The 11,846-nt window shown below is 42.1% G+C and carries 14 protein-coding genes; all 14 read right to left on the reverse strand.

The window, feature by feature from the left end:
- Nucleotides 1-108: 108 nt before the first annotated feature.
- The 14 genes from ybgF to ruvC all read right to left on the reverse strand — a co-directional run bounded on the left by ybgF (nucleotide 109) and on the right by ruvC (nucleotide 11,761).
- A complete protein-coding gene (gene ybgF, locus F0249_RS09830; RefSeq protein WP_171756562.1) occupies nucleotides 109-897 on the reverse strand; it encodes a tol-pal system protein YbgF in 789 nt (262 codons plus the stop codon).
- 15 nt (nucleotides 898-912) lie between these two features.
- On the reverse strand, nucleotides 913-1,452 hold the full coding sequence (gene pal, locus F0249_RS09835; protein WP_136993761.1) for a peptidoglycan-associated lipoprotein Pal: 540 nt from the start codon (nucleotides 1,450-1,452) through the stop codon (nucleotides 913-915).
- A 32-nt stretch (nucleotides 1,453-1,484) separates the two neighbouring features.
- Entirely contained in the window at nucleotides 1,485-2,837 is a 1,353-nt protein-coding gene (gene tolB, locus F0249_RS09840; RefSeq protein ID WP_017051979.1) for a Tol-Pal system beta propeller repeat protein TolB, read from the reverse strand.
- Nucleotides 2,838-2,849: 12 nt separating this feature from the next.
- Nucleotides 2,850-3,947, reverse strand: a complete 1,098-nt coding sequence (gene tolA, locus F0249_RS09845) for a cell envelope integrity protein TolA (protein WP_171756563.1) — start codon at nucleotides 3,945-3,947, stop codon at nucleotides 2,850-2,852.
- 14 nt (nucleotides 3,948-3,961) lie between these two features.
- Complete coding sequence (locus tag F0249_RS09850) at nucleotides 3,962-4,405, reverse strand: ExbD/TolR family protein (protein WP_171756564.1); 444 nt, start codon at nucleotides 4,403-4,405, stop codon at nucleotides 3,962-3,964.
- A gap of 3 nt (nucleotides 4,406-4,408) precedes the next feature.
- A complete protein-coding gene (gene tolQ / locus F0249_RS09855; protein WP_017051976.1) occupies nucleotides 4,409-5,092 on the reverse strand; it encodes a protein TolQ in 684 nt (227 codons plus the stop codon).
- Nucleotides 5,082-5,492 carry a tol-pal system-associated acyl-CoA thioesterase gene (gene ybgC, locus F0249_RS09860; protein ID WP_113797461.1) on the reverse strand — a complete coding sequence of 137 codons (411 nt, stop codon included), beginning with the start codon at nucleotides 5,490-5,492 and terminating at the stop codon, nucleotides 5,082-5,084. Before ybgC ends, tolQ begins: the two co-directional genes overlap by 11 nt.
- 178 nt (nucleotides 5,493-5,670) lie before the next feature.
- Entirely contained in the window at nucleotides 5,671-5,976 is a 306-nt protein-coding gene (gene ybgE / locus F0249_RS09865; RefSeq protein WP_136993758.1) for a cyd operon protein YbgE, read from the reverse strand.
- A complete protein-coding gene (gene cydX, locus F0249_RS09870) occupies nucleotides 5,969-6,076 on the reverse strand; it encodes a cytochrome bd-I oxidase subunit CydX (protein ID WP_000270284.1) in 108 nt (35 codons plus the stop codon). Before cydX ends, ybgE begins: the two co-directional genes overlap by 8 nt.
- Nucleotides 6,077-6,087: 11 nt before the next feature.
- Entirely contained in the window at nucleotides 6,088-7,224 is a 1,137-nt protein-coding gene (gene cydB / locus F0249_RS09875) for a cytochrome d ubiquinol oxidase subunit II (RefSeq protein WP_171756565.1), read from the reverse strand.
- Nucleotides 7,225-7,240: 16 nt separating this feature from the next.
- Nucleotides 7,241-8,827: a cytochrome ubiquinol oxidase subunit I gene (gene cydA / locus F0249_RS09880; protein WP_017051972.1), complete on the reverse strand. Its 1,587-nt coding sequence runs from the start codon at nucleotides 8,825-8,827 to the stop codon at nucleotides 7,241-7,243.
- 574 nt (nucleotides 8,828-9,401) lie between these two features.
- Nucleotides 9,402-10,409 (reverse strand): Holliday junction branch migration DNA helicase RuvB, encoded by a 1,008-nt coding sequence (gene ruvB / locus F0249_RS09885; RefSeq protein WP_017051971.1) that lies wholly within the window; start codon nucleotides 10,407-10,409, stop codon nucleotides 9,402-9,404.
- 63 nt (nucleotides 10,410-10,472) lie between these two features.
- Complete coding sequence (gene ruvA, locus F0249_RS09890; protein WP_171756566.1) at nucleotides 10,473-11,090, reverse strand: Holliday junction branch migration protein RuvA; 618 nt, start codon at nucleotides 11,088-11,090, stop codon at nucleotides 10,473-10,475.
- 149 nt (nucleotides 11,091-11,239) lie between these two features.
- Entirely contained in the window at nucleotides 11,240-11,761 is a 522-nt protein-coding gene (gene ruvC, locus F0249_RS09895; protein ID WP_017051969.1) for a crossover junction endodeoxyribonuclease RuvC, read from the reverse strand.
- Nucleotides 11,762-11,846: the final 85 nt, after the last annotated feature.

Here is an 11,846-nt window from a genome sequence, read left to right on the forward strand (position 1 = left end):
ACTTCCAATAATCCAAATAGTATAACCTTGACTAGGTTTTGAATCAAAAAGGATTCAAAAACAAAAAAGGCTGCCTCAGCAACCTTGTTTTGTATATGGGTAGCAAACCTATAAATGCGTAGCAGCCACTTTAGCTGAAGCACTTCCAGGATATTCACTAATGACTTGCTGATAGTACTTTTTCGCTTGATCGGAGTTATTATTTCTCGCTGAAATATCTCCCAACTTAACTAATGCATCCGCTCGCTTACTTGACTCTTTGTAAGAAACCACGGCTGCAAAACTTTTCACTGCGTCTTTATCTTGCTTCTTCGCAAAGTACAATTGGCCTAACCAATAATGTGCATTAGAAGCAAAGGCAGAGTCAGGGAAATCGACTTGGAACTGCTTAAATGCAGTAATGGCACCTGTGTAGTCTCGTTGCTTTAGGATCAAGTCAACCGCATTCTGGTAAGCGGTTTGCTCATCAACATCAGAGCTGAAAGTTCCACCTGTTACGGCGCTGTCTTTAGCATCCACTTTCGGTGCTTGGACAGAGCTATTTTTCACTTCACTACGGATACGATCTAACTCAATGAATAGTTCGCGCTGGCGTTCTAACATCTGTTTCATATCGTAGCTGTTTCGTTCTAGTTCGCCTCTTAATTCACTGATCTCAAGTAACATTCCATCCATTTGTTGTTGCATTTGCAGTTGAACTCGATTGCGATTTTTCAGCAAGCGTTCCAAACGTTGGATATCAGTTTCAGATGAATTTGACGCAGAAATACTAGAAGACGTAGCAGAATTCGAAGAGGTACTGTTTAGGTCAGATACTGGAGCTGGTGCAGCGAACGCAAAGTTCGCTGCACTTGCCAGTAACGTAAGCGTAACAGCACGCTTAGTGTTACTGAACATGAGGCAATTCCTCGATTAGTATACTAGAACTGCGCGGCGGTTCTTAGCGTATACGTCAGCAGACTGGCCAAGAAGAAGTGGCTTCTCTTCACCGTAGCTTACAATACTAATTTGGTCAGCTTGAACACCTAGAGCTTGAAGGTATTTACCAACAGCTGCGGCACGGCGTTCACCAAGTGCGATGTTGTACTCAGGAGTACCACGCTCATCAGCATGACCTTCAATAGTCACTTGTAGTGATGCGTTTTTGCTTAAGTAAGCGGCATGAGCAGCTAACATATCTTCGTAATCACCAGCAATTGTTGAGTTATCAAATGCAAAGTAGATAGTTTGAGTTTCACGAAGAGCTTGTTCTTTTAGCTCTTGCTCAGAAAGTGCTGCGTTCTCACCGATTGGAGAAACAACTGTTGTATCCACACCATTTGAAGAACCCGCTGTAGATTGGTTAGTCTCAGTGCCAGATGTTGAAGTTGCATCATCGCTTGAGCTACATGCTGTTACTGCTAATACAGGAAGAGCAATAAGTAACCCTTTAAGAACTTTGTTTAGTTGCATTTTTTATTTCCTTACTTTATCAAACTGAGTCGCTACAAAAACGGGGACCATGAGGGCGCTCTTACACGTCCATTTGTTGCCGGTAATCTAGCTTTGAATCGACCATCTATAGAAACCATGGATAATACATTGGTCTTGTTATAAATGGAGCTATAAATGACCATTCCGCCATTTGGGGCAATACTTGGTGATTCATCCAAGAGTGTTTTGGTTAACACTTGAACGGCACCAGTCTCCAAATCTTGTTTTGCCAAATTGAAACCAGAATTACTGCGATTCACCATAATGAGGAATCGTCCATCTGGCGTTATTTGGCCGCCTAAATTCTGGCTACCTTGCCAAGTCAAACGGTTAGTCGAACCATTTGCCAAATTTACTCTATAAATCTGAGGTTTACCACCCCGATCCGATGTGAAAACTAAGGATTTTCCATCAGGATGCCAAAACGGTTCTGTATTATTTGATCTACCGCTCGTTATTTGAGTCAATTTACGTGTTGCTAAATCCAACGTATAAACTTGCAAGCTGCCCGTTTTAGATAAGACAATAGCCAATGTCTTGCCATCAGGTGAAAATTTTGGCGCACCATTGTGTCGAGGGTATGACGTTACTTTTTCCGTCTTTCCGGTATAAATGTCCATGATGAAAACTTCAGCTTGTCCATTTTGAAAACTTACATACGCAAGCTGTCGACCATCAGGAGACCAAGCGGGAGACATTAACGGCTGCTTAGAACGCAACACAAGTTTTTCATCGTAACCATCGTAATCGGCTACCCGTAATTGGTAGGGGTATTTATCTTTATCATTCACGACGACGTAAGAGATACGAGTTAGAAATGCGCCTCTCTCACCCGTTAACTCTTCATAAACTAAATCAGAAATACGGTGAGCATATTCACGCATTCTCTTACCATCAATGACCGCTCTTTTGCTAAATAGGACATGGTCTTTTGACAATACAAGCTGTCCATCATTACTCAGAGCTTTGCTTTGTCCTTGAGTTAACTGCCCACGAACCACATCAACTAATTGGTAATTGATGACAAATTTGCCCTCTGCATTTTGAGTAACAGAACCGGTAAGCAGTGAATCAACGCCTAAACTCGTCCAAGCATCAAAATCGACTTCACCCTCGTTGTAGGGAGTTTGAGGCATTTTGCTGATTTTTATCGGACTAAATTTACCACTACGTTGTAAATCTGAAGCCACAATGGCAGATACATCGTGTGGTAATGGTTTCGTACCGTCCCATTTAAAAGGAACGATCGCAATTGGTCGCGCAGAATTTATTCCGTCCGTAATCACCAATTCTAGAGCGGCATTCGCAAGTTGAACACTACTCGAAATAACCAACAGGCACCCAATGATCAGTCGTTTAAACACAAGTTATTCCTTTTACTCTGGTACTACGGTTAAATTAATATTTTTAAGCTTTTCCACTACACTCAAATCTTTTGGCAATGGAAAAGAACGAACTTGAGCTACGGCTCTTTTAGTTGCTGCGCATAACCTAGTATCACCACCAATAATCGACAAATTACTCAACATAGCATCAGCACCCGTTGGGATTAGTCTTAAGTTGACTTTACAAGACTTTCCTTTATAGCTGTCTTCTAGTAACAAATTTTGTTGGATCAATTGAGTGTAAATTGCACCGTAACGATCCGTTTCAGAAGTGATGAACTGCTGCTTTGCAGAATTATTTTGTGACGCTTCATTTTCAAGGCCAGAAAAGATATTGTTCATCGCCTCTTCTTGCTGCTTGCGTTCTTTTTCCAACTGCTTTAATCGAGCTTGCTCTTTCTTAGCCAAGTCTGCTGCTTTCTTTGCCGCTTTCTCTTTTGCAATACGATCCGCTTCCGCTTTTTTTGCTGCTTCTTTTGCTCGTCGCGCTTTTTCTTTCGCAGCTTCTGCGGCTTTCTCTTTCTCTATACGTTGTTTTTCCGCTCTGGCAATGGCGGCCTCTTTTGCTACTCGTTCTTTCTCAGCCTGTGCAATCGCGGCTTGTTTCGCTACGCGTTTTTGCTCTGCTTTCTTGAGTTCTATCTCTTTCAGCTTACGAGCTTCCTCCGCTTTTTTTGCCTTCTGCTGCTCTTTCTTAACGCGCTCTTCTTGCGCTTTGCGTTTTTTCTCCGCTGCGCGTGTCGCTTTAGCTTCACGAGCTTGTTGTTCTTTGAGTTTACGTATCGACTCTTCTTCTGCTTTTCGATTTTTCTCTAGGCGTTCGCTTTCGCGTCTTAATTTTTCAAGTCTATCTTGTTCTTTGTTAGCCGCACTTTCGCGTTGCTTTCTAATTTCACGAGCTTGCTTACGCACGAGTTGCGGATCGATAACCACAGCCTGAACCATCTGTCCTGAAACTTCAGGTTTCGACATGGTAAAATCTGTTCCCCACAGCAGACCCACAACCAATATGGCATGTAAGCCTAAAGAAATGGCAACTGGTCCGCCGTAGCTACCTCGACTGTTATTTTTTTTATTGTTTTCTTTCATGCTAATACGGAAATTTATCCCTTTATGTCCGTTAATAACCCAACTTTAGGCACACCCGCTTGGCTTAATTCATCAAGGACTAATACAACGTCAGAGTATGGCGTCGCGGCGTCCCCACCAACAGCAACCGGTGAATCTGGGTTTATCGACAATTCAGCTTTCACTCGTACAATAACGTCCGTTAATGACAAGCCTCGCTGCACATCTTCATTATTAACGCTTAAGCCCAAATTACCCTCTTTGTCTATTTCGACAATAATGAAACTTGACGCTTTATCACCTAATAACTCAGGTGCTGATTTCGCACTTGAGGCAGTTGGTAGCTCTACATCAACCCCTTGTGTAACAAAAGGGGATGTCACCATAAAAATGATGAGCAGGACTAACATGACATCAATATAAGGAACAACATTAATCTCAGCAGTCATTTTACGCTTTTTGCGTTGATAACCCGCCATCGATTACTCCCTTCCCGCCATTGCTTGACGGTGAAGAATGCTATGAAACTCTTCAGAGAATGTCGCGTAGTTATGTTCTAACTTACTGACTTTGTTACTTAAGCGATTGTAAGCCATTACCGCAGGGATAGCGGCAAATAAGCCCATTGCGGTTGCAACTAGAGCTTCTGCAATACCCGGAGCAACCATCGCAAGAGTTGCCTGTTTAACTTCACCAAGGGCGATAAAGGCATGCATGATCCCCCAAACGGTTCCAAACAGACCAATGTAAGGACTAATCGAACCTACCGTAGCAAGAAAAGGTAAATTAGTTTCAAGCTCATCAACTTCACGTGCAACAGAGACGCGCATGGCTCGGCCTGTCCCTTCCATAATAAAGTCAGGAGAGGCTGCATTACTCTTACGTAACCGAGCAAACTCGGTAAAACCTGAATAAAAAATCTCTTCCGTCCCCGTAATATCATCCTTACGCTTTTTTACGTCTTGATATAGCTGGGATAAGTCCGCACCCGACCAAAATTTATCTTCAAAGGTTTCGGTATTTTTCGCGGCAGCAGCAAGTACTTTGCTACGTTTAATGATCATCGCCCAGGAAGCGACAGACATTCCCATTAAAATTAACATTACGATCTTAACTAGGATGCTAGCTTGCAAAAAGAGATCGAGAATAGAAATATCAGCATTCACTGTCGGTAAACTCCAAAATAATTGATTTAGGCATCGCCTTGGGTTTCATTTTCATATTATCGATACATGCTACCTTAACTATGGCTTTACACAATATGTCGCCATCAGGATTGACGATCTCTTGACAGAAGATCAATGAAGCTCGTTTCATTTCAGTTAGATAAGAGACAACGGTAAGCTTGTCATCTAACTTGGCTCCTTGTAAGAAGTCTATATCGATATGTCGGACTACAAAGCCGATGTTTTGTTCCAATAATACTTGCTGACTAATTCCTTTTGCTCGCAGCATCTCAGTTCGTGCGCGTTCAAAGAATTTCAGATAGTTTGAATGATAAACCACACCACCAGCGTCGGTGTCTTCATAGTAAATCGTCACTGGCCAGTTAAATGTTTCTGCCATATTGATTAAATTAAAACCATCGTTAGCTTAAGTAAGCAAATACTATAACCCATCAATTACTGATTAGTATAAAAGTCACAGCTTTTTTTGAATTGAGTATAAAAAAATAGAGGCCATCTGATTAAGATAGCCTCTATTCGAATAAAAAACATTCAACTCATTGTTCCAGCATGTAATATCACGATGCCAAACGAATTACTGTTAAATAGAGCAATATGGATAGAGAGAAGTAAGGGCTAAACAATAGCTGCCAATACCAAGCTCTTGGTTTAAAACCAATCCCAAAAATCATACTTGAGCATATTGCCCATATGAGTAACGGACTAATGATTGCGTTAAAGCCACCAATGCTTTGCCCGTATGTATCAGGATCCCACATAACCAAACCTACATGCATGAAGCCCAAAATCAATGCTAATGCTCTTAGCACAGTTTTATTCATGGGCGCATGTAAGCGGGTCACTTGCTCTGTGAGATTACTCACTGTCTTTATCCATCATTTCTGAGTGCTCTAACCAAAGAGCATTGATGATCCCAAAGGCACATGCCAGTAACACACCTAGGATCCATGCGAAATACCACATAGTAATGCTCCTTAATAAGCCGATGTACTGTTGTCTTCGATAAATTTCTTATCAAGACGACCAAACATTTTGTAATAAGTCCAAGTTGTGTATGCCAAAATGATTGGCACCATCACGAACGCAACACCTGTCATCAGGTTTAATGTCAGTTCACTTGAAGTCGCATCCCACATCGTTAAGCTGTGGCTTGGAACTAGGCTTGATGGCATAACAAATGGGAACATTGCTAAACCAGCCGTGAATACAACGCCAGCATTCGTTAAGCTTGATGCGATAAAGGCAATGGCACCTTTCTCAAAGCGAGACGCGATGACTGCAATTAGCGGCATGACTACGCCAAGCGCTGGTGCAATCCACATTAATGGGTATTTTTCAAAGTTCGCCATCCAAGCACCCGCTTCTCTAACCACTTCTTTGTTGATTGGGTTAGACGGAGCGGCATGATCTAGCGCACTAACAATCACATAACCATCAATGTTTTGAATCCAAAAACCTGCTGCTACAAATGCAACTGCAATCACAAGACCCATTACCTGAGCAATAGTACGTGAACGCGTATGTACTTCATCAACGGTTTTCATCTGTAACCATGTCGCGCCTTGCAGCAAGAACATAGACAAGCTAATAACACCGCAAAGTAAAGCAAACGGATTCAATAAACCAAAGAATGAACCATGATAAGTTGGCATCATGAAGTCACTCAGTTGGAAAGGTACGCCTTGCAACAAGTTACCAAAAGCGACACCAAAAATAACTGGTGGGATCACGCCACTCGCACAAATTGCACCATCCCAAGCTTTACGCCATCTAGGATCTTCAATTTTAGAGCGGTAATCCAAACCAAGTGGGCGTAGCCATAGAGCTGCTAATGCGACAATCATTGCAAAATAGAAGCCAGAGAATGATGTTGCGTACACTAATGGCCAAGCTGCAAATAAAGCACCACCAGCAGTAATTAACCAAACTTGGTTACCATCCCAGTGTGGAGCGATAGTATTAATCATCACTCGACGCTCTGTATCGTTTTTACCGATTACTGTAACCAAGGCACCCACACCTAAGTCAAAGCCATCCGTTACGGCGAAACCAACCAGTAATACACCAATTAGTATCCACCAAATAAGTCGTAAGATTTCGTAATCAAACATAATTGTGCTTCCTCACTTATACTTCTACTTGGCGACTAACTTTGTCTTCAACAGAGTTTTCGTCTTGTTCAAAGTGATAACGACCTGTTTTTAGACTACTTGGTCCTTTACGTGCAAATTTCACCATAAGGAAAACTTCTGCAATTAGGAACACCGTATAAAGCGCTAGAATGGCAAACAGTGATGACCATAGCTGACCCATTGTCAGAGCAGAAACCGCCACATTCACAGGTAAGATTTCACCAACAGCCCATGGTTGACGACCGAATTCAGCAACAAACCAACCGGCTTCGATTGCAATCCAAGGTAGTGGCATGCCGTACAATGCCGCTTTTAATAACCACTTCTTCTGACCAATTTTTTGACGACAGGTTTGAATAAACGCAAAGCCAAAAATCAGAAGCATCGCAACACCACATGCAACCATGATTCGGAAGGAGAAGAATAGAGGCCAAACCGTCGGAATTGAATCGTCCGCAGCAGCTTGAATCTGATCTTCAGTCGCATCGACAACATTGTCGGTATAGCGTTTAAGTAGAAGTCCGTAGCCAAGATCATTCTTAACTTCGTCAAATGCCGCTTTGTTAGCATCTGTCTTGTCACCAGCACGCAGCTTTTCAAGCAATTCGTAAGCATACATACCTGTGCGGATGCGCTCTACGTGCTCTTCACGTAAATCACGTAAGCCTGTCACTTGAGTATCAAAAGAGCGAGTTGCAATAATACCCATTACGTAAGGGATCTTAATGGCGAAATCAGTATGCATCTCTTCTTGGTTAGGTAAACCAAACACAGTAAATGCTGCTGGTGCTTCTTCGGTATGCCACTCGGCTTCAATCGCCGCAAGCTTCACTTTCTGCACTTCACCTAGTTCATAACCAGACTCATCGCCTAGAACCATTACCGATAAAATAGCGGCCATACCGAAAGAGGCGGCAATCGCGAATGAGCGACGAGCAAAGGCAACATCTCTGCCTTTTAATAGGTAGTAAGAACTGATACCAAGTACGAACATTGAACCTGCGGTATAACCAGAGGCAACCGTATGAACAAATTTAACTTGCGCTACAGGGTTGAAAACGACTTCAGCAAAGCTGACCATTTCCATACGCATGGTTTCGAAGTTAAATTCTGCGCCGACAGGGTTTTGCATCCAGCCGTTCGCAATCAAGATCCATAGTGCAGAGAAGTTTGAACCTAACGCAACTAACCAAGTTACGGCCAAATGTTGTCGTTTAGATAACCTATCCCAACCGAAGAAGAAGAGACCCACAAAAGTAGATTCAAGGAAAAAGGCAACTAAGGCTTCAATGGCAAGCGGAGCACCAAAAATATCACCTACGTAATGAGAATAGTAAGACCAGTTGGTTCCGAACTGGAATTCCATGGTAAGGCCTGTTGCCACACCAAGTGCAAAGTTAATCCCGAATAGCTTACCCCAGAACTTTGTCATGTCCTTATAGATTTGCTTATCGGTCATTACATATAGAGACTCCATGATGGCAAGCAAAAATGCCATACCTAAAGTCAATGGAACGAATAAGAAGTGATACATCGCCGTGAATGCAAACTGCAATCGCGAGAGATCAACAACGTCAATCATGGTAACTCCTTTGTGTCGGCTGAGTGACACGTTAGACATTCTGCAACATCAGCGTGAAATGTTAAATCACCCCACAAACTGTTATTAATAAAGAAATTATTGTTGCGAAAATGTACTCCAATGGTTAGTTATTTGTTAAGCGATAGCTAATATAGCTAGAGCTAATATTACTGCTAAAATCAGATTGTTTCAAAAGGTTTATAACCAATTCTTGCTTTGATTTAAGTCAATTAAACACCAAGCAATTTGATTGCTTTTTACACAACTTGATTTAGATCAACCGAACATTAACCTCTAAGGTTACAGTCCGTGATAAAAGTCATGAATAGTGATTGTTTTATTAACAGAACACCCAAATAAAAACACACAAAATCCACATATTCCGCTCTTTCGATACTAAGCATTAATCAACTTACCAAAAATGGAATCATAGATTGCATTATGCGATAGGTAGTTTCAGTTCTACAAATATCAAAAAAGCCGACTTATTCTTAAAGTCGGCTCTTCTAGCGGTACTGCTATGATGGTTTACTTGTGATTGCTCTAGACTAAAGGTCTAACCATCTTAGTTGTTTTACTGTTTATCGATCCCAAAGTGTAAATACGCTCTATCAGTCGCAATTCGACCGCGAGGTGTTCGTTGAAGATAGCCTTGCTGAATCAAATAAGGCTCTAGCACATCTTCAATCGTATCTTTCTCTTCACCTATTGCTGCGGCTAAATTATCTAACCCTACCGGGCCGCCTGAAAATTTTTCCATGATGGCCAGCAACAATTTTCTGTCCATGTAATCGAAACCTTGATTATCGACATCAAGCATGTCGAGCGCTTTATCCGCTATATCTGAACAAATGTGTCCATTGCCTTTTACTTCAGCATAATCACGAACTCGGCGTAACAATCGGTTGGCAATACGTGGTGTACCTCGGGCACGACGAGCCACTTCGAGTGCACCCTCTGAATCCATCGACAAACCTAAGCAATCCGCACTGCGCTGCACAATATGTTGTAGATCTTTGACATTGTAATACTCAAGACGTTGAACAATACCAAATCGGTCTCTCAGCGGTGACGTTAATGACCCCGCTCTCGTGGTTGCCCCTATCAGAGTAAAGGGTGGCAGATCGATTTTAATGGAGCGTGCTGCTGGGCCTTCACCAATCATGATGTCGAGCTGGTAATCTTCCATTGCAGGGTAGAGGATCTCTTCAACAATAGGGCTCAGACGGTGAATTTCATCAATAAATAAGACGTCATTCTCTTCTAGGTTGGTCAACAAAGCAGCCAGATCCCCTGCTTTTTCCAAAACAGGTCCAGAAGTGGTGCGAATATTCACTTCCATCTCATTCGCGACAATATTAGCAAGCGTAGTTTTACCAAGCCCTGGAGGCCCAAAGATCAACAGGTGGTCAAGAGGCTCTTCACGCATTTGTGCGGCTTTAATGAAAATTTCCATCTGATCGCGGACATGATCCTGACCTCGGTAGTCAGCCAGTTTCTTCGGACGTATCGCACGGTCAATAACATCTTCATCTTTAAAGACTGGATTATCAGGGGCGATTAAACGATCAGCTTCAATCATCAATTACTCTACTTTTATAGTGATTTGTTTAAATAGTTAAATTCGAAAGCGGTGGCTCTCACTTTACACCATTGCTCTTAGCGCTTCTCTAATCAAAGCTTCACTGCTCATGTCAGGTTTCGCTACTTGTGAAACTATCTTAGATGCTTGAACAGGCTTGTAACCCAAAGCAAGCAACGCACTTACTGCTTCATCTTTGGTACTGTTAGGGTTCGTAATCGTACCATTATCACTTGGTGCCGCATCTGTTGCAGGAGTGAACAAATCACCTTCTCCCCACCCCTTTAGACGATCCTTCATTTCTACCACTAAACGTTCAGCGGTTTTCTTACCTACACCCGGTAATTTCACTAATGTAGAAATGTCTTCTCGTTCAACACTTGAGACAAATTGGCTCGCGGTCATACCTGACAAGATACCCAAGCCTAATTTTGGTCCAACACCATTCGCTTTTATAACTTCTCGGAACAAAGCGCGCTCTTTAACGGTGTTAAATCCATAAAGTAACTGTGCATCTTCACGAACCACAAAGTGGGTATAAATAATGGCCTCATCACCTATATTTGGTAATTCATAAAAACAGCTCATTGGCATTTGAACTTCATAACCAATTCCGCTGACTTCAATCAATAGTTCAGGAGGCTGCTTTTCAATGAGGGTTCCACGAAGACGTCCAATCACAATTCATTCTCTTAAGGATAAAATACGCAAATAAGAATATAAAAGAACTGGATACATATCCAGTTCTTTATTGTTGTTCACTGTAGGAATTTGAGCTAAATAGTCGTTAAATGTTTATATTGATTAAAAGATCGTCACAATAAAAATCACTATCTATAACGCCCTCTTTTTGCTCCTGTCGCTTTCCCAGCTAATGCAATCAATGTTTTATTGGTATTCGCATGACAAATTGCCACCCCTAACCCATCAGCAGCATCCGCTTGAGGTTTCGCGGGGAGTTTTAACATCGTCATGACCATATGCTGAACTTGCGCTTTATCTGCCCCACCAGAGCCGGTAACCGCTTGCTTAATTAATCTCGCAGCATATTCATATACAGGTAAATCGGCGTTCACTGCGGCAACAATCGCACTACCACGGGCTTGACCTAGCTTGAGAGCTGAATCGGCATTCTTCGACATAAAGACTTGTTCAATGGCAAACACATCCGGTTGAAATTGAGTGATGATCTCAGTCACTCCGGCGTATATTTGTTTGAGTCGCCCTGGTAGCTCTTTTTCAGACATTCGGATACAACCACTACCTAAATAGTGTAAGTGGCGACCATTTTGTTTGATCACCCCGTAACCTGTAATGCGAGAACCCGGATCGATTCCTAAAATAATTGACATAAATTCTTACCGTTCCAATCAAAATTCATCACAGTTTTATATCCATAAATTCAGATTGGCATAGATATAAAAATGCCCGTAAAAA

It is taken from the genome of Vibrio sp. 03-59-1 (assembly GCF_013114135.1).
GTDB lineage: Bacteria > Pseudomonadota > Gammaproteobacteria > Enterobacterales > Vibrionaceae > Vibrio > Vibrio cortegadensis.